Annotated in this window: 19 protein-coding genes; 8 read left to right on the top strand and 11 right to left on the bottom strand. The window is 33.6% G+C overall.

Going from position 1 to position 20,782, the window contains the following annotated elements; translation table 11 throughout:
• Positions 1 to 4: 4 nt before the first annotated feature.
• From ygeW to G9F72_RS03230, 4 genes are all read left to right on the top strand, one after another.
• On the top strand, positions 5 to 1,198 hold the full coding sequence (gene ygeW / locus G9F72_RS03245; protein ID WP_164959136.1) for a knotted carbamoyltransferase YgeW: 1,194 nt from the start codon (positions 5 to 7) through the stop codon (positions 1,196 to 1,198).
• Between the two features lie 207 nt (positions 1,199 to 1,405).
• The gene (locus G9F72_RS03240; RefSeq protein WP_164959137.1) at positions 1,406 to 2,779 is read left to right on the top strand and encodes a nucleobase:cation symporter-2 family protein; all 1,374 of its coding nucleotides are present in this window, start codon (positions 1,406 to 1,408) and stop codon (positions 2,777 to 2,779) included.
• A gap of 107 nt (positions 2,780 to 2,886) precedes the next feature.
• Positions 2,887 to 3,816: a carbamate kinase gene (arcC, locus tag G9F72_RS03235; protein ID WP_164959138.1), complete on the top strand. Its 930-nt coding sequence runs from the start codon at positions 2,887 to 2,889 to the stop codon at positions 3,814 to 3,816.
• A gap of 29 nt (positions 3,817 to 3,845) precedes the next feature.
• Positions 3,846 to 5,189, top strand: a complete 1,344-nt coding sequence (locus G9F72_RS03230) for a uracil-xanthine permease family protein (protein WP_164959139.1) — start codon at positions 3,846 to 3,848, stop codon at positions 5,187 to 5,189.
• Between the two features lie 98 nt (positions 5,190 to 5,287).
• Here the strand turns inward: G9F72_RS03230 and G9F72_RS03225 are convergent, their stop codons facing one another.
• The 7 genes from G9F72_RS03225 to ade form a co-directional block, all read right to left on the bottom strand.
• On the bottom strand, positions 5,288 to 6,652 hold the full coding sequence (locus tag G9F72_RS03225; protein ID WP_164959140.1) for an NCS2 family permease: 1,365 nt from the start codon (positions 6,650 to 6,652) through the stop codon (positions 5,288 to 5,290).
• 81 nt (positions 6,653 to 6,733) lie between these two features.
• Positions 6,734 to 7,222: a xanthine dehydrogenase subunit XdhC gene (xdhC, locus tag G9F72_RS03220; protein WP_164959141.1), complete on the bottom strand. Its 489-nt coding sequence runs from the start codon at positions 7,220 to 7,222 to the stop codon at positions 6,734 to 6,736.
• A complete protein-coding gene (xdhB, locus tag G9F72_RS03215; protein WP_164959142.1) occupies positions 7,215 to 8,102 on the bottom strand; it encodes a xanthine dehydrogenase subunit XdhB in 888 nt (295 codons plus the stop codon). The genes xdhC and xdhB overlap by 8 nt, the downstream gene beginning before the upstream one ends.
• A gap of 19 nt (positions 8,103 to 8,121) precedes the next feature.
• Positions 8,122 to 10,401 carry a xanthine dehydrogenase subunit XdhA gene (gene xdhA / locus G9F72_RS03210; RefSeq protein WP_164959143.1) on the bottom strand — a complete coding sequence of 760 codons (2,280 nt, stop codon included), beginning with the start codon at positions 10,399 to 10,401 and terminating at the stop codon, positions 8,122 to 8,124.
• A 37-nt stretch (positions 10,402 to 10,438) separates the two neighbouring features.
• A complete protein-coding gene (locus tag G9F72_RS03205) occupies positions 10,439 to 11,065 on the bottom strand; it encodes a transcriptional regulator (RefSeq protein WP_164959144.1) in 627 nt (208 codons plus the stop codon).
• Between the two features lie 19 nt (positions 11,066 to 11,084).
• Positions 11,085 to 12,443: an 8-oxoguanine deaminase gene (locus G9F72_RS03200; RefSeq protein WP_164959145.1), complete on the bottom strand. Its 1,359-nt coding sequence runs from the start codon at positions 12,441 to 12,443 to the stop codon at positions 11,085 to 11,087.
• A 102-nt stretch (positions 12,444 to 12,545) separates the two neighbouring features.
• Positions 12,546 to 14,270 carry an adenine deaminase gene (gene ade / locus G9F72_RS03195; protein ID WP_164959146.1) on the bottom strand — a complete coding sequence of 575 codons (1,725 nt, stop codon included), beginning with the start codon at positions 14,268 to 14,270 and terminating at the stop codon, positions 12,546 to 12,548.
• A 361-nt stretch (positions 14,271 to 14,631) separates the two neighbouring features.
• Between ade and G9F72_RS03190 the strand changes: the two genes are divergently transcribed.
• Entirely contained in the window at positions 14,632 to 15,273 is a 642-nt protein-coding gene (locus tag G9F72_RS03190) for a transcriptional regulator (RefSeq protein WP_164959147.1), read from the top strand.
• 16 nt (positions 15,274 to 15,289) lie between these two features.
• A complete protein-coding gene (locus G9F72_RS03185; RefSeq protein ID WP_164959148.1) occupies positions 15,290 to 15,754 on the top strand; it encodes a nucleoside deaminase in 465 nt (154 codons plus the stop codon).
• Between the two features lie 59 nt (positions 15,755 to 15,813).
• Here G9F72_RS03185 and G9F72_RS03180 read toward each other — a convergent pair whose 3' ends face one another.
• The 4 genes from G9F72_RS03180 to G9F72_RS03165 form a co-directional block, all read right to left on the bottom strand.
• A complete protein-coding gene (locus tag G9F72_RS03180) occupies positions 15,814 to 16,791 on the bottom strand; it encodes a 2-hydroxyacid dehydrogenase (RefSeq protein WP_164959149.1) in 978 nt (325 codons plus the stop codon).
• Positions 16,792 to 16,987: 196 nt separating this feature from the next.
• Entirely contained in the window at positions 16,988 to 17,635 is a 648-nt protein-coding gene (locus G9F72_RS03175; protein ID WP_164959150.1) for a murein L,D-transpeptidase family protein, read from the bottom strand.
• A gap of 127 nt (positions 17,636 to 17,762) precedes the next feature.
• Positions 17,763 to 18,473 carry a hypothetical protein gene (locus tag G9F72_RS03170; RefSeq protein WP_164959151.1) on the bottom strand — a complete coding sequence of 237 codons (711 nt, stop codon included), beginning with the start codon at positions 18,471 to 18,473 and terminating at the stop codon, positions 17,763 to 17,765.
• Between the two features lie 23 nt (positions 18,474 to 18,496).
• Positions 18,497 to 18,853, bottom strand: coding sequence for a DUF2500 domain-containing protein (locus G9F72_RS03165; protein WP_164959188.1), 357 nt, complete (start codon positions 18,851 to 18,853; stop codon positions 18,497 to 18,499).
• 242 nt (positions 18,854 to 19,095) lie between these two features.
• Between G9F72_RS03165 and G9F72_RS03160 the strand changes: the two genes are divergently transcribed.
• Both G9F72_RS03160 and G9F72_RS03155 read left to right on the top strand, forming a co-directional pair.
• Positions 19,096 to 19,587: a metallophosphoesterase family protein gene (locus tag G9F72_RS03160; protein WP_164959152.1), complete on the top strand. Its 492-nt coding sequence runs from the start codon at positions 19,096 to 19,098 to the stop codon at positions 19,585 to 19,587.
• Between the two features lie 170 nt (positions 19,588 to 19,757).
• The gene (locus tag G9F72_RS03155) at positions 19,758 to 20,615 is read left to right on the top strand and encodes a phage holin family protein (RefSeq protein WP_164959153.1); all 858 of its coding nucleotides are present in this window, start codon (positions 19,758 to 19,760) and stop codon (positions 20,613 to 20,615) included.
• The last annotated feature ends 167 nt before the right edge of the window (positions 20,616 to 20,782 follow it).

The raw sequence follows: 20,782 nt of genomic DNA, 5'->3' as shown, positions 1-20,782 counted from the left end.
AAAAATGACTTTAATGGATAAACATATTACCAAACTTAACTCACTTGATTTCACAAAAATGTACAATAATGATTTTTTACTTACCTGGGAAAAATCAATGGATGAATTAGAAGCAGTTTTCACTGTGGCAGAATCTCTTAGGGAACTTCGTGAAAACAACATATCTTCAAAGATTTTTGATAGTGGTCTTGGAATTTCACTATTCCGTGACAATTCAACTCGTACTAGATTTAGCTTTGCTTCTGCTTGTAACCTCCTTGGACTTGAAGTTCAAGATCTTGATGAGGGAAAATCTCAGGTTGCCCATGGTGAAACAGTAAGAGAAACTGCTAACATGATTTCTTTCATGGCAGATGTTATAGGTATCCGTGATGATATGTATATCGGAAAAGGAAACACTTATATGCGCGAAGTATCAAATGCTGTGAAAGTAGGTAATGATGAGGGAGTACTAGAACAACGCCCAACTCTTGTTAATTTACAATGCGATATAGACCACCCTACTCAGTGTATGGCGGATGCTCTTCATCTTATAAATGAGTTTGGCGGTATTGAAAACCTAAAAGGTAAAAAAATAGCTATGTCTTGGGCATATTCTCCATCTTATGGCAAGCCACTTTCAGTTCCACAAGGAATAATTGGACTTTTAACCCGTCTTGGTATGGATGTTGTCCTTGCACACCCTGAAGGTTATGAAGTTATGAGCTCCGTTGAAGAAATTGCAATAAAAAATGCTAAAGAATCTGGTGGTTCCTTTACAAAAACAAACTCTATGGAAGAAGCCTTCAAAGATGCTGACATAGTTTATCCTAAGAGTTGGGCTCCTTTTGTGGCTATGGAAAAACGTACAGATTTATATGGAAAAGGTGACGATGCTGGTATAAAATCACTTGAAAAAGAACTTCTTGCACAAAATGCTGAGCATAAAGATTGGCAATGTACTGAAGAGCTTATGAAAACAACAAAAGATGGGAAAGCACTTTACATGCATTGCCTTCCAGCTGATATCTCAGGAGTTAGTTGCGAAGTTGGAGAAGTTGACGCATCTGTGTTTGATCGTTATAGAAAACCACTTTATAAACAAGCTTCTTATAAACCTTATGCAATAGCTTCTATGATTTTCTTAAGTAAAGTTAAAAATCCTCAAGAAACTTTAGCTATGCTTGAAAAGCGTAATAAAGAGCGCAAGGTAAAATAACAATTTAAACTAGATTCCATGAGAGACTTCATGGAATCTAAATTTTATATAACCCTCACTGCAAAGGGTTACATTTGTGTAGATAATAATAATAATAATAATAATAATATATTCTGTAGCAAATACAGGGACTTTTTACTCAAAACCAAATACCTACCTACGAAGAATAGAAGTCGTATTTACTGCGGTTATTCAAGGAGGATTAAGATGAGAAAAAGAACTTTAACAAGTAACGAAATAAAGACAGAAAACAATCACGTGGATTCCAAGCTACCCTTTAGAGAGCTATTTCCACTTGGGATGCAGCATGTTTTAGCAATGTATGCGGGTGCTGTAGCCGTTCCACTAATTATAGGTAACGCACTAGGGCTTACGGCGCAGCAAGTTACATTTTTAATTGCAGCTGACCTATTTACTTGCGGTCTTGCAACACTCCTTCAGTCTTTTGGAATTGGAAATGTGCTGGGCGTTAAGTTGCCAGTTATTCTTGCTTGCTCCTTTATTGCCGTTTCACCTATGATTTCCATAGGTAAAGAATATGGTCTTCCCACTATCTATGGTTCAGTAATAGTGGCCGGTTTTATGCTTGCTCTATTGGCTCCGGTATTCGGTAAAGTAATTCGAATTTTCTCACCAGTTGTAACAGGGTCTCTCATTACAGTAGTAGGACTCTCACTTACTTCAGTTGCTTTTAATAGCGCTGCAGGGGGTATTGGAAGTAAAACCTTTGGTGATCCTAAAAACCTTGGTCTTGCAGCATTTACACTTGTGATTATTTTAATCATAAATAAGTATTGTAAAGGCTTTATACAAGCAATAGCAGTTCTAATAGGCCTTATAGTCGGTACAATAGCTGCATCCTTTATGGGAATGGTGAACTTTTCAGCAGTAAGTGATGCAAGTTGGCTACATATAGTTACTCCATTTTACTTTGGAGCTCCAGTTTTCAAACTTGATGCAATAATAACCATGACAATTGTTTCTTTAATCACAGCAGTTGAAGCCCTTGGTGTATTTATCGCTGTAGGGGATATAGTTGAAAAACCTACATCCACTAAATCTCTTGTAAAAGGTATTCAAGGTGAGGGTGTAGCCCAAATTCTTGGAGGTATATTTAATTCATTTCCATACAGTACATTTTCACAAAATGTTGGGCTTTTAGTTTTATCAAAAGTTCGTACCCGTTTTGTATGTGTATGTGCAGGTGCCATTCTAGTGACACTCGGTCTTATTCCTAAATTTGCAGCTTTAGCAACAACTATTCCAGCACCAGTTCTTGGCGGAGCAACGCTTGTAATGTTTGGTATGGTGGCTGTAACAGGTATGAGAATTTTATCTACAGTAGATATGAGCAAATCAAGTAATTTATTAATCATAGCTACATCAGTTGCTCTTGGAATGGGAGGAAGTATTGCACCAACAGCATTTTCACAGCTTCCACACTTTATAAAGATGATACTTGAAGAAGGGCCTATTGCAGCTGCAATGTCAGCAATTATCTTAAATATCTTTTTTAATTGGAAGGAAATATTCAGTACTTTAAAACCAATCGTTGAAATTCCGGATGAGCTCGCTTCATAAATATAGTATAAAATATAGTTTATGAAAGCAACAAAAGGCTATATGGAATCCTGCATTCCATATAGCCTTTTAATACAAAAAAATTAATTTATAGGGGGTATAATTTTATGAACAAAAAAATAGTAATTGCATTAGGTGGTAATGCTCTTGGTACTAATTTAGAGGAACAAATGGCAGCTGTAAAATCTACTGCTAAAGCCATAGTTGATCTTATAGAAGCTGGAAACGACGTTGTTATTTCTCACGGAAATGGTCCTCAAGTAGGCATGATTAACATTGCAATGAGTGAATTACATAAAAATAATCCTAAATATTCACTATGTCCTATGTCTGTTTGTGTTGCAATGAGCCAAGCTTATATTGGTTATGATTTGCAAAATGCACTAAGAGAAGAACTTCTAAATCGTAATATAAACAAAAACGTTTCAACAATAATAACACAAGTTGAAGTAAATCCGAGTGATAAAGCCTTTGAAAACCCAACCAAACCTATAGGAAGTTTCATGACAAAAGAAGAAGCAGATATTGCTGTGAAAAACGGCAAAAAAGTTATTGAGGATGCAGGTCGTGGATATAGAGAAGTTGTTGCCTCCCCAAAACCAGTAGGTATTGTAGAAATTGAAACAATAAAATCATTAGTTAACATAGGACAAGTTATCATTGCCTGCGGTGGCGGTGGTATACCTGTTATAAGAGAAGGTAATCACCTAAAAGGTGTAAGCGCTGTTATTGATAAGGATTTTGCTAGTTGTACTCTTGCAAAGGAACTCAACGCAGATTGTCTTATTATTTTAACAGCTGTAGAAAAAGTTGCTATAAACTATGGCAAACCAAATGAAAAATGGCTTGATAAAGTTACAATTGATGAAATTAAGCAGTATGCAAAAGAAGGACACTTTGCACCTGGATCAATGCTACCTAAAGTAGAAGCTGCAGTTGATTTTGCATCATCAAAAGATGAAAGATATTCACTTATAACTCTACTTGAAAAAGCTAAAGATGGTATAGCAGGTATTACAGGTACTATTATAAAATAACGCAAGTTAAATCACGGGGAGGAATTTTTATGAGTTCTAATCAAAAATCCTTACTATTCCAATACGATGGCAGACCTTCACTTAAAGAAATTATACCATTAGGATTACAACACGTTGTTGCTATGATTGTGGGGTGTGTTACGCCAGCTCTAATAATTGCTGGAGTTGCAAACCTCACTGTAGCCGACAAAGTTTTACTTGTACAATCCTCACTGTTTTTTGCTGGTATAGCAACATTAATTCAAGTTTTTACACTAGGTAAACATATTGGTTCACGGCTGCCTGTAATTATGGGAGTAAGTTTTGCATACGTTCCAACCTTAGCTGCTATTACTGGTGAATTTAATATTGCTACAATCTTTGGAGCCCAACTAATAGGTGCTTTAGTGTCAATATTTTTCGGAATCTATTTAAAGAAATTCATGAAATTTTTCCCACCTCTTGTTACTGGTACAGTTATATTCTCTATAGGATTATCACTCTACCCAGTTGCTATTCAATATATAGCTGGTGGTGTTGGTTCTAAAACTTTCGGTTCTCCTCAAAACTGGGCTGTTGCTATGATAACCCTGGCTGTTGTAATGTTTTTAAATCACTTTACTAAAGGTTCGATCAAACTAGCTTCTCTTTTAATAGGTATGGGTGTAGGATATGTTATTACTATGCTTCTTGGAATGGTATCCTTTGATGCAGTGGCTTCAGCAGGATATTTTCAAGCTCCAAAGCTACTACATTTTGGAATGAACTTTAACACTACAGCTATAGTATCTATGGTTATAATGTATATTGTAAATTCTGTTCAAGCTATAGGTGAGTTATCCGCTACCACAGTTGGAGCTATGGATAGAACCCCTACTGATAAAGAGCTTTCCGGTGGTATTATTGGGAGTGGTGTCGTAAGTATGGTTGGTTCTATATTTGGTTGTATGCCAACTTCGACATATGGTCAAAATGTTGGTATAGTAATTGTAAATAAAGTTATAAATAAATGGATATTTGCTTTTGCTGCTTTTGTTGTTATTTTAGCTGGCTTTATCCCTAAATTTTCTTCTTTACTTACAACTATTCCTCAATGTGTTCTTGGTGGAGCAACAATATCTGTTTTTGCCACAATAACAACGACAGGAATTAGAATGATTGCTTCAAGTAACCTTACCATGAGAAACTCAGCAGTTGTAGGAATTTCAGTTGCATTAGGTATGGGCATTGTTCAAGTTCCTGGTGCATTTGCTCTATTCCCAACATGGTTTATATCTATATTTGGGCACTCAGCTATAGTCGTTACAACATTATTTGCAATAGGTCTAAATCTTATCTTACCGAAAGACAAACCTGATAGTAGCAAAGCTAAAGGCATATCAGAAGCTGTTTAAAAAAAATTAAGTAATTTCTATATAATAAAAAACAATCCGCTTTATTGATAAAGCGAATTGTTTTTTTATTTCTGCTAAATTAATTTGTAATATCTTTATTATTTATTCCAACCAGTAAAAAACAATTTAAGAATAAACAATACTGCCAAAATATAAATTACAACTGAAACTTTCTTCCTTTTACTAGCATCTCTAGTAAATATATTGTTTATAAGGTTTAACACTGCATAAGAAAGAATTCCTATAGTTAACCCGTCTCCTATACTATAAGTTAGTGGCATTAATGAGATTGTTAAGAAAGCAGGAACGCCCTCTGTAAAATCACTGAAATCTATCTTAACTATACTTTCCATCATGAAAAATCCTACAACTATTAGTGCGGGTGCAGTTGCACAGGATGGTATTGCAATAAATATTGGTGAGAAGAACATAGCTATCAAAAATAATGTACCTGTCACAACAGAAGCAAGTCCAGTCCTAGCGCCTTCTGCAAATCCCGCTGCACTCTCTACATAAGTGGTTACAGTTGAAGTCCCAAGGAAGGCTCCTGCTGTAGTACCAACGGCGTCTACCAGTAGCGCACGTCCACAATTTTTCACATTACCATCTTTATCAACCATTCCAACCTTTGATGCAACTCCTACTAAAGTTCCTACAGTATCGAAAAAATCAACAAATAAGAAGGTTAACATTATTACTAAAAAATCTAATATCCTAGATGTATCTTTTAAGTATGAAAAATCTAGTTTATTTGCAATTGGTGCAATTGATTCAAATTTAAATATACCTTTTGGTGTGCTTATTCTATAAGTTGCTGCTGCTTCCGGTGATACTATCGTAAGTAACCAAGCCAATAGGGTGCTTGCAACTATTCCCCATAATATAGCTCCTCTAACCTTTTTCTTTGATAACACTACAATTATAATTACTCCTATTACAGTTATTAATACTGTAGGCTGTGTAAAGTTACCCATAGCTACCTTCGTTGCTTTACTAGTAACTACAATACCAGAATCTACAAAACCAATAAATGCTATGAAAAGTCCAATACCTGCTGTAACCGCTAATTTTAAAGTTGTAGGTATAGCGTTAACTACTGCTTCTCTAACACTAGTTAATGATAATATAATAAAAATAACTCCTTCTACAAACACAGCTGCTAGTGCTACTTGCCATGGAACTTTCATTCCTATTACTACAGTATAAGCAAAGTATGCATTGAGTCCCATTCCAGATGCTAGTGCAAAAGGTAGATTGGCATATAATCCCATAAAGATTGTAGTAAGTCCTGCCGTTAAACAAGTTACTGTTACTACAGCAGCCGCAGGCATTCCTACAGCTGGGTCCCCTAATATATTTGCATTAACTGCAATAATATAGGCCATTGTTAAAAATGTAGTAATTCCTCCAATAATTTCTTTTCTTACGTCACTTCCATTTTCTTTAATCTTAAAGTATTCCATTTAGTTCCCCCCATGTTTTTTTATTTTAATATGCCCTAGGAGTTATTCCTAGGGCATAATTAAAAACATTTTATCCTAGTTCTAATGTTTACAATCTTTACAATGATGTTTTTTAGTTTTTTCTACAGCATTTAATATATTTTCATAACCGGTACAACGGCAAAGATTACCGGAAAGATCTTTTTTAATTTCATCTGTGGTATACTCTTTTTTATCTTCAATAATAGGAACAGCTGACATAACAAATCCACAGGTACAAAAACCACATTGAACAGCTCCTTCATCAATAAATGCTTCTTGAATATCTGATATATTCCCCTCAGCATCCATTAAACCCTCAACTGTACGGATTTCTTTACCCTCTGCCCAAATTGCTAGGTAAATACAAGAATCAAAAGCTTCACCATCAATAAGAACTGTACAAGCTCCACATTCTCCAACCTCACAACCTTTTTTAACACTTGTAAGGCCTAGCTGATTTCTCAAAACATCTGTGAGTGACTCTCTATCATCTATCATAATTTGTTTAGCTTCACCATTTACTATGCAGTTTAAAATTCCATTAGCCATTGATTACGCCTCCCGATTTCCTTATTGACTCTTTCAAAGCCCGTTTGCTGAGTTCGCATACAAGCTGAAGACGGAAGTCTTTAGATGCACGCCAAGAAGAACGAGGACTCACTTCACCTTTTGCGACTTCTGCAAAAATATTAAGCATTTCATCAGAAATTTTCATTCCCTTTATAGCGTCTTCGGCTTTAGGACATCTCATAGGAATAGGACCTGCAACACCAAAGGCAAGATGTACATCTTCAATAGTATCTTTCTCTACACTAAGTTTACAAGTTACACTGCACCCAAGGGTTGCAATGTCCATTGCATTACGCATAGCATATTTAATATAATTGCCTGTAAAATTCTCGTAATTTTCTTTTGAAATATAGATGGCTGTAAGCAATTCTCCATTTTTCAAACTAACTTTTCCTGGTCCTACATAGTACTCTGAAATAGGAATAATTCGAACGCCAGTAGGTCCTTCAATTTGAAGTTTAGCATTTAGAGCAAATAACGTGGATGCACTATCCGCACTTGTAACTCCATTTGATATATTCCCTCCAATTGTTCCAATGTTTCTTAATTGTGGTCCACCTATATCATCAACAGCTTCTCCAAGGATTGGAATATATTTTTGAATAATCTCATTTCTTGTTATATGTGAAAAACTAGTAAGGGCACCTATTTTTATACTACCATCTTCACTAAGTGTTATTCCTCTTAGCTCCTTTATTCCATAAATACTAACAAGGGAGCACCCCGCAAGCTTGCCATGACGAATGCTGATAAGTACATCACTTCCACCTGCAATAATTATGGATTTAGGATCCAGTACAAGATGGTTTATTGCATCTTGTACTGAAGTTGCTTGATATATTTTTTCTATATCATACATTGTTATTTCGCCTCCATGTTTATATCAAATTTTCCTTCTTAAATTTTTCTACAAGTCTTTGTGGAGTTAGTGGAGCCATATTAAAATTAACTCCTGTGGCATGTAGTACCGCATTTCTAATTGCAGGTGCAACAGGAATAGCAGGTGGCTCTCCTAGAGCCTTGTTACCAAAAGGCCCTGACACATCGTAGGTTTCTACAAACTGTGCTTCCAAATGTGGCGTGTCCATAATAGTTGGAAGCTTATAGTCAAGTAGATTATCGTTGAGCATTCTACCTGTCTTTTCATCAAATAAAAGCTGCTCAGTTAAGCCATAACCCAAGCTCATACTCATGCCACCATGTACCTGTCCTGCAGCAAGTACAGGATTAAGAATTGTACCACTATCATGAACATTAATAACTTTAATAACTTTAATTTTGCCCACTGGGATATCAACTTCAACTTCAACAAAGCATACTCCAAAGGCAAATGTATTTGATTTGCATTGGTTTGTTACCTCTGATGTAATGTGAACGGATTTTTCTGTATTATAAAGTGCATGCATAGAAACTTCATTAAGTGAAGCTAAAATTTCACCGTTTTCACTATTTACAATATTATTATCTTTAAGGTCAAGATTTCCTATAGGAAGTCTTAGCATAAAATTTGCATGCTCTAAAATTTTTACTTTTAGTTCCATAGCGGCCTTTTTAGCAGCCATACCTGATACATAAGATTGCCTAGATGCATAAGCTGCTGTATCAAAAGGTGTAATATCAGTATCTTGAGTTGATACGGTGTGAACATTATCAATAGGAATGTCTAGCACTTCTGATACCATTTGTGCAAATATGGTGTCAGCTCCTTGACCTATCTCTGTGGCTCCCATTTGAACTTGCACAGATCCATCTTGATTAAGTATAATCCTACAAGCTGCTGTTTCTAGTGATATTGGGAAAACCCCTACTGCATAACTAAATATTCCCATACCAACACCGCGCCTTACTGGCCCTGTTTGATTTTGATATTCTATAAGTTTATTATCCCAATCAATGTACTTTCTACCTTTTTCAATACATTCCACAAGACCATTACTATTACATTTAACCTGATTATCAACAAACCCTAGCTTCATAGCGTTAAGTTTTCTCATTTCAATCTTGTCGACACCCAGTTTTGTTGCTACATCATCAACATGAGATTCAAGAGCAAAGGTTATTTGTGGTATACCATAACCACGCATAGCACCAGATGCTGGCATATTTGTATACACTGAGTACATATCACCTTTAGTTGCAACTTCATCTTGATATATTTGTTTAAATGCATGCCCTGCTTTATTTGTCACACTATGTCCATGGGATGCATAAGCCCCTTTGTTACCATACATTTCTAACTTTCTCGCAACAAAACGTCCATTAGCTCTTACATAGCTTTTAATTTTAATTTTCATAGCAGTACGTAGACGAGTATTAACAAAATCTTCTTCTCTTGAAATATCGAGTTTAACACATCTGCCGCCAATAGCCTGACACAAAAATGCATTAAGTGGCTCATAAAGAACCTCTTGTTTATTCCCAAATCCTCCACCTATATATGGTTTAATAACTCTAATTTTACCCCAATCAATACCAAGAGCTTGCCCAATTACACGGCGTGCAATATGAGGAATCTGAGTTGATGACACCACAACCAATCTTTTCCCCTCAGCATAAGCATAGGATATTGGATTTTCAAGATGACAATGTTTAACAGGGGAAAGTTCATACTCTCCTTCAAAAACAATAAGTCCTTCTTCTTTTATAGCACTTTCATAATTGCCGATTTCATAGCTTGTGTGTGCAAGAATATTGCCTGGATACTCCTCATGAATTCTTTTTGCTCCTTCTTTTAAAGCAGATTCAATAGAAATTATTGGCTCATATTCCTCATATTCAACTTTTATAAGATTAATTGCTCTTGTGGCGGTTACGCTATCTGTAGCCACTACAGCTGCTATGTCGTCACCATAATATCTAACTATTTTATTTAGTAATTTCCTGTCTGCAATATCCATATGAGCAGGGTCTAGTGAATATGGATGCCCCGCTGTTGGATATTGGATGTCAGGAACGTCAAAGCAGGTTACAATTTTCACAACTCCCTTTAGTTTCATGGCCTCTGAAATATCAATGGCTTTAACAATGCCGCTGGCAATAGTACTATGAAGAATTTTAGCAACAAGAGCATTATTTAATTTAAAATCATCTGTAAATTGTGCACGCCCAGTTACTTTATCAAAAGCATCAACCCTATTAACACTTTTTCCAATACTCATTTTGTCCCTCCTTATATAATTATCAAAATATGAGCTTTTATTTTATATAGTTATATATACTAAATTTAGAGATACCGAAATATTCTGAAATTTTATCTCCTGATTTTGTTATAAGAAAAGCTCCAGCTTCATTCAAAAACTGTATAGCCTTTATTTTATCTTCTTTATTCATAAGTGCAAGAGGTTTGCCTATCACCTTCACTGATTGATCTATAAGATCATCCAATAAGTCATTTACATTTCGAGGAATTTTTTCTACCTCAGTACTTTCCTCTTGATGATTCAACAAGGATTTTATAGAATTTTCAGCTATAGTTAATTGTGTAATATCATAATTTATACAAAAAATTCCTGTGGGTTCATTATTCTCATCTCTTATATAAATACTACTAGATTTTAAAGTACGTCCATCATGAGTTTTTGTTAAATAGCCTAGTGAATCTTTTGAATCATGTTTTGCATTATTTAATGCTTCTATTACAATATGAGATGCTCCATCACCAATTTTCCTATTAGTGACACGACCATTTTCTATGCCAATAATTGTATTTTGTAAATTTTCCGCTTTTAAATCATGTATAACTACTTCACAATCATTTCCAAAGTGTTGTACAATGCCCTTTGCTAACCTTTTTAAAAAGTCTAAATTCATATCCTCTTTCATAATGTATCCCTTTCTATATTTAGATTCCTCTTATAAATTTTTTTGCCACAGCATCACTTTCATAATAGAGTTTATCTTCATCAATATTTACAAGTATACCATTTTTTACTACAACTTTACCATTTACAATGGTATAATCTACAGTACCTTTGTATCCAACAGTACTTAGTAATGATCTAGGATCTAGATCCGCACCTACAAGTTCTAGCCTATTAATATTTATCATAAATAAATCTCCTGCCATTCCAACAGATAATTTTCCAATATCATCACGTCCCAAAACTTTTGCTCCACCCTTTGTGGCTATTTTCAATATATCATATGCTGTAGGGGCATTTTTACCTGAGTTTAATCTGTGGAGCAAAAATGCAACTCTCATCTCTTCTAGCATATTTGAGCCATCGTTACTTGCACTTCCGTCAACCCCAAGCCCAACGGGTACATTGTGCTTTAACATTTGTGAAATCTTTGCAATACCAGATGACAATTTCATGTTAGATATAGGACAATGTGCAATCCCTGTCCCAGTGCTTGCAAGCAATTTTAGCTCATCCTCTGTAAAGTGAATACCGTGTGCAAACCACACATCAGAACCTAACCAACCCAAACTTTCCATATACTGTAGTGGCCTCATATTAAATTTTTCTAAAGTGAATTTTTCCTCATCCATTGTTTCCGCAAGATGTGTATGGAGTCTAACCCCAAGTTCTCTTGCAAGTTTTGCTGATTCACGCATTAAATCTCGCGAAACACTAAATGGTGAGCAAGGAGCAAGGGCTACTCTACTCATAGAAAAACGACTTTTGTCATGAAATTTCTTCACCAAGCGCTCACTGTCTTTTAAAATATCATCAACCGTCTGAACCACAGTATCTGGTGGTAGGCCTCCATCCTTAATACTTAGAGACATACTTCCTCTTGATGCATACATTCTTATACCAAGTTTTTTTGCGGCCTCAAACTGGGTTTCAATGAGATTGTTTTGATTCTCTGGGAATACGTAGTGGTGATCAAAACAAGTTGTACAACCTGTTTTTAAAAGTTCTCCCATTCCGCAAAGCGAGCTGTACATAATAACATCACTGTTCATATTTTTCCAAATCTCATACAAATATTTTAACCATGGAAATAATTCCATATTTTGAACCTGCGGAATATTTCTGCTAAAAATCTGATAAAGATGATGATGAGTATTAATAAGCCCTGGATACACTACCATGTTTGTTGCATCTATAGTCTCCTCGGCTAATTTAAATTCCTTACCAATATATTTAATTTCACCATTTTCAATGTACATATTTATATTTTCAAATACATTGTCATCATCATCACAGGTAACAAGGTATTTAATATTTTTTACAAGTATAGAATTTTTCATAATTTTCTCCTAAACTAATTATTAGATAATATTTAATATACTCTTTTAAAATCAGTATCTCACCTCATAATTAGTATGTCAATTGTATTTTTAAAAATATTTTTATAGGCTGGTATGCTGAAATTTTATCACATCAAACAACCCTCTATCAGTGATTTTCAGCTTAGGGATAACTGGTAATGCCATAAAAGCTAGAGTCATAAATGCGTTGACATTTTCATTGATTTTCAATTCTTCCATAGCAATTTTATTAAGCTTTCCATGACCTTTTGATACAGTTTCTAAATCTGAACTTGACATAATACCTGCAATATCAAGTGGTAAACTCCCCTTTACCTTACCATCTACTACAACTACAAGACCTCCACCAATTTCAATTATTTTTTCCACCGCTATTTTAACATTCAAGGGGCTACTACCTATAACAATTAAGTTATGTGAATCATGTGCTATAGTGGATGCAATAGCTCCATTCTTAAGACCATATCCCTCAATTAACCCTTTTCCAATATTACCGGTGCCATTATGTCTTTCAAATACATAAATAGGCAAAATATCAGTTGCTTCATTATATACATAATATCCGTTTTCATCTACTTTGACCTCTCTATTTACATTTTCCGTAAAAAGACTGTGATCCATAATTTTAATGACTTTTGCAGTTTCAGATGATAATTTTATTTTTAAATCCTCCTGCGTAAAGTCTCTTATACTAACGCTATTAGAAACCATTTCTAACAGTTCACTATCTTCCTTTATGTGTGTATACCAATCCGGCAATATTTGTTTGCCCTTTTTAAAGGTTTTTAGCACATTGAAATCTGTTAAATTATCAACTATTATAAAATCCGCTATATAACCGGGAGCAATTGCTCCAAGGTTTTTAAGGCCGTAGCATTCTGCTGAATTTAATGTTGCCATTCTAATTGCAGTAATAGGATTTACGCCACCTTTTATGGCAAGTCTAATATTATTGTCTATATGACCTTCCTTTAGTATATCCTTAGGATGCCTGTCATCTGTACAAAATGTAAATCTACGCTCGTTGCTAGGATTTACAGCACCAACTAAATCTAGTAAATTCTTCGCAGCGGAGCCCTCTCTTACTGCAACATAAATACCATTCCTAAGTCTATCCATTACCTCTTTATGGTTCATACATTCGTGATCTGTTTTAACACCAGCTAGTGAATAGGCATTTAATTCTTTTTCTTTGATAATAGGGCCGTGGCCATCTACTATTTTATTATATTTATCAGTAAGCTCAAGCTTCTTAAGGATGCCTTCATCTGTAAAAACAACTCCTTGATAATTCATAAGCTCTCCAAGGCCCAAAACTCTTTCATGTTGCATAAATCCCTCTAAATCCTCTGCTTCTAGTATTGCGCCTGAGGTTTCATATATAGTGGCAGGAACGCAAGATGGTAGCATAATATATACGTCAAGGGGTAAGTTCTTACTGGATTCAATCATATATTTAATACCCTCAAGTCCTTTAACATTAGCTATTTCGTGACAATCAGAGATAACTGTGGTGGTTCCCCTTGGTAATACCGCCCTTGCAAATTGGTATGGCGAACCCATAGATGACTCTATATGAACATGAGAATCAATTAATCCTGGTACTATATATTTCCCCTCACCATCGATGGTCTCTATTCCTTCATAATCACCTATACCAATAAATACACCATCGCTAATGGCTAATTTACCATATATAATTTCTTGTGAAAAAACATTTATAACATTACAATTTTCAATAACTAGGTCTGCTTTTTTTCTGCTTGTAGCTACCTGAATTAAGTTTTTAGTCCTGCTTGAATTCATAATAATACATCCCCTTGTTTTAAATTATATTGATGTATTTTCCCTGTGTTAAGTTTTCCTTTGATATATGTTTTTGTGCAATTGTTTTTGAATGCATTGAATAGACCAACATTTTGAGAAAAGGATGTATTAGGACCAGCATTACGAAGCCTGCTATAAGATATTTATAATATGTGCTTTATTTGTTCAGATTACCATTTTGACAAATAAAAGTCAACGTAATTTGCAAAATATTTTAGCAATTCAAAAAATTTTTGTAGATTATATTGATTTTGAAAAAAAAGATTGATATACTTAATCTATAAAAAACATATAAAATTATTTAATTTTTTATTATATTATTTGAATTGTGAGGTCTTACATGAATAGCGATTATAGTTTAGATTTTTTAAAAAGATTAGCAAAGGGTATTTCAGCTCAATTTGGACGAAATTGTGAAGTAGTTATTCATGATTTATCTTCCGGCCATGTAGATTATCCAATTATATTTATTGAAAATGGCCATGTAACACACAGAACAACTAGCACTAGTGCTTCACGTGTTGTCTTAAATGCACTAAAGCATGTTTCTGATTCACTAGAAGATAAATTAAATTATCTTACCAAGACTCACGATGGTAAAATTTTAAAATCAAGTACTATATATATACGAGATAATCAAAATAAACCTATGGGAATATTCTCCATAAATTACGATATTACAGAGCTCACTATAGCTAAAAATTGTATAGACTCCTTGCTTAGTCATAAGGAGGATATTAAAAATGCGGACAAAATTCCTCAAAATGTAAATCAACTATTAGAGGACTTATTAGAGGAATCTGTAAAAAAAATAGGTAAACCAGTTGCTCTTATGACTAAAGAACAAAAGATACAAGCAATTCAATTTCTTAATGATGCTGGTGCCTTCTTAATTACAAAGGCTGGGGATAAAATAGCAGATTTTTTCAGTATTTCAAAGTACTCCATATACAATTACGTAGACATTAAAAATAAATTTTAAATAAGGCGGTGTAAAAATGAACGAATTTATGAAAATCGCTATCGAGGAAGCACTACACGGAATGAAAAACGATGAGGGCGGTCCTTTTGGTGCTGTGGTTGTTAGAAATGGTGAGATTATTAGTAAAGCTCATAATGAAGTTGTTAAGACCAATGACCCTACAGCACATGCTGAGGTGGTAGCACTAAGAAAAGCTTCTAGTGCCCTTGGTAGATTTGATTTATCCGACTGTGAAATATACTCCTCTTGTGAACCTTGTCCTATGTGTTTTTCCGCAATTCACTGGGCTAAAATAAAAAAACTTTATTATGGCTCAACTAGAGAAGATGCTGCAAATATAGATTTTGATGACCAATATATTTATGATGTAATAAAAGGAACTGCAAAGGTATTGCAAGTTGAAGTGCTACAAATCAACAGAGAAGAAAGCCTTGAACCTTTTAAAGAATGGAAAAGTAAAATGGATAGAGTCCAATATTAGACCATAAAACAAGACGCTGCCATTCAGTACTCTGAAGGGCAGTGCAATGCTTAGTTACATTATTTTAATACTTCTGTATTAACACAAGTATCTGGCTTTTCATCCATAAGCACTTTAATAATGTTGTTAGCTGCAATTAATCCCATATTTCTTCTGGTTTCCATAGTAGCTGAAGCAATATGTGGAACAATTACAACATTATACATATCTAAAAGCTCTGGCTCAAGTTCTGGTTCATTCTCATACACATCAAGTCCAGCTCCCCATATTTCACCTTGCTTAAGAGCTTTAACTAATGCTTTTTCATCAATTACTGGGCCTCTAGATGTATTAACAATAACCGAAGTTTTTTTCATAAGGGAAAATTCCTTTTCGCCGATGTAATGAGTAGTAGAAGGTACTAGTGGTACGTGTAATGAAACAAAGTCCGCTTCCCTGAGCAAGGTTTCTTTATCCACATAAATAGCGCCTAACTCCTCTTCTATTTTAAAATTATGCCTTAGACCAGTGTAAAGTATTTTCATATCGAAAGCCTTAGCTTTCTTTGCAAAATTAAACCCAATTCGTCCTGCACCTATAAGTCCTAATGTTTTACCAGTGATGTCTCGTCCAAGAAACATCATAGGATCCCAAGATTGAAAAGCACCATTTCTTGTAAATTTATCTGCTGCCACTATTCTTCTAGATACCGCCATAAGAAGTGTCCATGCCAGGTCTGCAGTTGCATCATCTAAAACTCCAGGAGTGTTTGTAATTATTATTCCTCTTTCAGTAGCTGCTGCTGTATCAATATTGTTGAAGCCTACACCATAGTTAGCAAATATCTTACACTTATCACCGGCTGCCTCTAGCACCTCACTGTCAATATTATCAGTTATAAGACATAAAACTGCATCCATGCCTATAACCTTTTCTAATAATTCTTCTTTTGTTAAAACTCTATCTAGTGAATTTATTTCTACATAAAAATGTTCTTCTAAAAGTTCAATAGCCTCATCTGGGATTCTTCTTGTTATGTAGACCTTTTTCTTATCCATTACATTCTACCTCCTGCAATTATACTGCCCACCTATAATAGTATATTTCATTGATTTTTACAGTTAATATCTAATTTTAGTTCCTATATATAAATGATATATTTATATTATACTTCATCATATACCACGCAAAAAGTTAATTTTTAAATAATACATAATATATTCTACTCTAGTTGCCTATAATCTATTTTTAGAATTATTCATAGATTTCCACAGAAGTATTTATTTTAGTGTATTCCCAAATAATCCTAATATCATCATCTGATAGAGCAATGCATCCAGCAGTCCAATCGCCTAGGGTTCCCCCACCATGTATTCCTATTGCCCCACCTAAAGGAGTACTAAAGTTTGGTCTTTTCCCAGTTTGAATTTTAATTTCTACTTCTTTAAATTCTAGTTCGTCTATTAAACCATTTTCTAATCCCCTCTGGGCATCTTCCACATTAGGATAATTAAGTCCTAAGAATAGGGTATATTTACTTTTATCATTTCTTGTGCAAATATGATATTTGCCTTCAGGTGTTTTCCTATCACCTTCCACAATTTTATCACCAATAGGGTCTCCCCCTAATGCAATTTTAAATTTACCTATTAGGTTATCATCTCCATATAATTCTAATATCCTTATGCTTTTATATACCTTTATAGCTACATCCTGTGGTTTTTCTTCTGGCTTTTTAAAAAAGAAATCCTCCTCCTCGAGAGACCATGTAAATTGTCTATCTGCTTCATCCACTTTATAAAAACTGGAATCGTTAATTATAGAATTTTTTTTATATAATTCGTAGGCTCCTACTGCCCCTACTGTAAGCAATGCGCCAATAACTATATTCTTTTTACTCATTTATATCTTCCTTTCTTGGTTTTCACTCTATATTATCTATTATCTTTACTTTAAATTTAATTTATCATATAATTTCAAATATATCAAATTCTAATTTCTATACTTTCTGTTAATGCAGTACTACTATTTACCATCTTTCAAATATAAGTTCATTTCTCTGTTTGCCTACTTCTTTTATAACCTTCATTTTCCTTAAGCAATATGTTACTTTTCTTGCTTTATAGATAGTTATTTTCAATATTTTAGATAATTCCTTATTTGTAAAATTCCCGGGTAGTTCTTCTGGTAAAAATCTCAAAAAATCTTTTCCTTCTTTAAATGTTACTTTCTCTACTACCTGTACTAACTTTCTATCCACGATACTAATACCTTTTCTTCTCCAGCTTCCTTTGCCATCCTTACACCTTATTTCTTCCTCTTTGGTCATTAAGATTTCTAGTATGAAATTTTCTTCATCTATCAAATCAGGTATCCTAATTAACTCATCAAATAAATCCACCAATTTCCCTTTTTTAGGGGATTTTCTTCTACTAATTACTTTACCCACACCTTCCATTGTTACTATATATTTTTCTACAGCTATAGGGTGCACTAGTGTAACCACATTATATTTAACCAAGGCTCTTAGCTTATTGCCAATGGCACTAAAATTCCTTGTTTGTATTTCTATTAATGAATCTTCCCTTACTAAATCGATTATATATTTATCTACCTTTACCTCTAATCTATCCCCAGGCATAGCATACCATTGCTTAATGGATGAATGCAGTGATTTCTCATTGTTTATGTTTATTCCTGATTGCTCCACAATATAGACTATATCTTCTGTTTCTCCCATTTTTTCTCCTCACATTATATATATTAAAATTCTCTTTCAAAGTTTTTATATCTAGTTCCTTGAAATGTAAGCTTTCCAACGTCCCCTTCTGCGAGTAAGCCAAATTCACTACCGCTTATTTGTAGTTCCATCCTATCTCCACTCTCCACTTCAAAGGTTGCATGATAGAATGTACTGCTACTATGAATAGGCTGATTATCATTCATGCTACTGCTACTCGACGTATCTGTCCTTTTAGTTACTACCTTTGCTTTTACTGATAAAACAGGTTGTCTATTATTATTTGACCATTGACCTATGCCTTTAATTATGCTGAATATAATTATACCAAACACCAACAGAAATATAGCAGGAACCATAAATTGGATAATACTAAACATAAACACTAATTTTTCATCTCCTATTATTTAGTTATAATATATTATATAATAATCATACCAAAAATGTCATGATAAAGAAATTAAATTGGAAATGTTTTGTATTATATTTATATAGAGAATTTATTGGTTCCTCAAAATAGAATATTAATATTGATATATAAAGTGTAATCTATTTTATACTTAAATACTATTTGTGTATCAAGGCACACTATAGAATAATATACTATTAGAAGGTGATGAATATGAAAATTGCGATATTGTCTGATACTCATGTAAAAAAACATAGTGATAAACTTTTCAAATTCATAGATAATATATCTAGAGAATCTGATATGATAATTCATGCAGGTGATTATGTCTCCTCTAGCGTGGTATCAAAATTAAGAGAGCATAAAAACTTTATTGGAGTATGGGGAAATAATGATAAGGGCTACATCAGAGATCTATTAAAAGAAAAGGTAATTATACCCGTGGAAGGATATAAAATTGGTTTGTACCACGGTCATGGTAATGACAAAAATACCCTAGAGAGAGCTTATGATGAATTTAGTGGAGATAAAGTAGATATAATCATCTTCGGTCACAGTCATCAACCACTGATAATAACTAAAAATAAAGTTCTTATGATAAATCCAGGTTCACCCTCTTACAAGAGGCGGGAACCATGGTATTCTTATGTTATTTTAGAGATTGAGGATAAGAAAATAAATGTTCAATTGAAATTTTTTAATTAATATTCATAGCTACTGGGCTGCAATTTTAAGCAGGCAAAGAGGCTTTGGAATACATCAGAATACATGAATAGCATTTTTCTTTAATACAGCATATATTATATGGAATAAATAATTTATTTAAATTATTTATTCCATATTTATATTTGCCACGTATTAATGGAGATGAAAAAATGCACAAGAATGACTTCTTGTTAAAAATATATGGAGTATCTGGAATATTAGGTTTTCTTAGCGAAATGCTTAATAGCATGCAAACCTCCTATATCATTCTTTTGGTGCTTATTATTTTAGATACTATTATAGGAATATCTACTGCTATAAAATATAAAAGATTTTCCAGTACAGGATTGCGTAAAGCTACTAAAAAAATTATCACTTATTCCATTTGCGTAATTACAGTTAGATTGCTGGAGACTATTTTAACTCCTCTAATAACCACCACCATGTTATCCCAAATTATTATAGCTTTCCTAGCAATTACAGAGGGTGTTAGTATTTTAGAAAATCTAACCCTAATGGGTGTTCCTATACCTTCTAATATTCTGCCTATACTAATCAAAACCTTAAAGGTACCAGGGTTAAATACTATGATAGAGGCTTCGAAGGACAAGCATAGTGAATTTTCTGACATTGATGATATAATAAATTATCAAATTCCTGCTTTTGAGGATAAATATATACGAAATTTTTTAGAAATTAAATGTAATGTAATGAAATCTATTATTAATCAAATCCTGCTTATAGATGAGACTACTAATGAAAATCCAGATATATTATTTTATAGGATACTTTCTACGATAGAGTTAGGTCTTAAGGATATGAACAAGAAATGGTCAGAAGAAAAAATTCCAGCTAAATATATTGAAACTTTTTCCAAAGTTAATCAACCTAAAGAAGATAATTGTTTAGCAAAACTAAAAATTATTTGTTATTCTGCAAAAACAACAAGGGAGAAAAAAACTGAGATTATTGATTGTATTGTAATAGTATTATATCAAACGATAATTAACGCACGTAAAATCATATAATTATGAATCCTAGATTTAAATAGATCTAGGATTCATTAATTTTATTTATTTATAATTTGAAAAATTTGTTTTAGGTGTTCCATATCCCGTTATATTTACATAAATAGTATTTACTTATCACATCATAAAAATTGCATGACCCCTGTCCATTAAAATGAACAGGGGTC

It is taken from the genome of Clostridium estertheticum, assembly GCF_011065935.2.
Classification (GTDB): domain Bacteria; phylum Bacillota; class Clostridia; order Clostridiales; family Clostridiaceae; genus Clostridium_AD; species Clostridium_AD estertheticum_A.
This window is presented reverse-complemented; position numbering and strand designations above follow the sequence as displayed.

Coding starts and splice junctions, on each gene's coding strand:
- G9F72_RS03170 (WP_164959151.1), bottom strand. CDS start 18,473: ATGGGAGAAACAGAAGATATAGTCTATATTGTGGAGCAATCAGGAATA.
- G9F72_RS03230 (WP_164959139.1), top strand. CDS start 3,846: ATGAGTTCTAATCAAAAATCCTTACTATTCCAATACGATGGCAGACCT.
- ygeW (WP_164959136.1), top strand. CDS start 5: ATGACTTTAATGGATAAACATATTACCAAACTTAACTCACTTGATTTC.
- xdhA (WP_164959143.1), bottom strand. CDS start 10,401: ATGAGTATTGGAAAAAGTGTTAATAGGGTTGATGCTTTTGATAAAGTA.
- xdhB (WP_164959142.1), bottom strand. CDS start 8,102: ATGTATGATATAGAAAAAATATATCAAGCAACTTCAGTACAAGATGCA.
- G9F72_RS03180 (WP_164959149.1), bottom strand. CDS start 16,791: ATGGATAAGAAAAAGGTCTACATAACAAGAAGAATCCCAGATGAGGCT.
- G9F72_RS03240 (WP_164959137.1), top strand. CDS start 1,406: ATGAGAAAAAGAACTTTAACAAGTAACGAAATAAAGACAGAAAACAAT.
- G9F72_RS03205 (WP_164959144.1), bottom strand. CDS start 11,065: ATGAAAGAGGATATGAATTTAGACTTTTTAAAAAGGTTAGCAAAGGGC.
- G9F72_RS03175 (WP_164959150.1), bottom strand. CDS start 17,635: ATGAGTAAAAAGAATATAGTTATTGGCGCATTGCTTACAGTAGGGGCA.
- G9F72_RS03225 (WP_164959140.1), bottom strand. CDS start 6,652: ATGGAATACTTTAAGATTAAAGAAAATGGAAGTGACGTAAGAAAAGAA.
- G9F72_RS03185 (WP_164959148.1), top strand. CDS start 15,290: ATGAACGAATTTATGAAAATCGCTATCGAGGAAGCACTACACGGAATG.
- G9F72_RS03200 (WP_164959145.1), bottom strand. CDS start 12,443: ATGAAAAATTCTATACTTGTAAAAAATATTAAATACCTTGTTACCTGT.
- G9F72_RS03165 (WP_164959188.1), bottom strand. CDS start 18,853: ATGTTTAGTATTATCCAATTTATGGTTCCTGCTATATTTCTGTTGGTG.
- G9F72_RS03190 (WP_164959147.1), top strand. CDS start 14,632: ATGAATAGCGATTATAGTTTAGATTTTTTAAAAAGATTAGCAAAGGGT.
- G9F72_RS03160 (WP_164959152.1), top strand. CDS start 19,096: ATGAAAATTGCGATATTGTCTGATACTCATGTAAAAAAACATAGTGAT.
- ade (WP_164959146.1), bottom strand. CDS start 14,270: ATGAATTCAAGCAGGACTAAAAACTTAATTCAGGTAGCTACAAGCAGA.
- G9F72_RS03155 (WP_164959153.1), top strand. CDS start 19,758: ATGCACAAGAATGACTTCTTGTTAAAAATATATGGAGTATCTGGAATA.
- xdhC (WP_164959141.1), bottom strand. CDS start 7,222: ATGGCTAATGGAATTTTAAACTGCATAGTAAATGGTGAAGCTAAACAA.
- arcC (WP_164959138.1), top strand. CDS start 2,887: ATGAACAAAAAAATAGTAATTGCATTAGGTGGTAATGCTCTTGGTACT.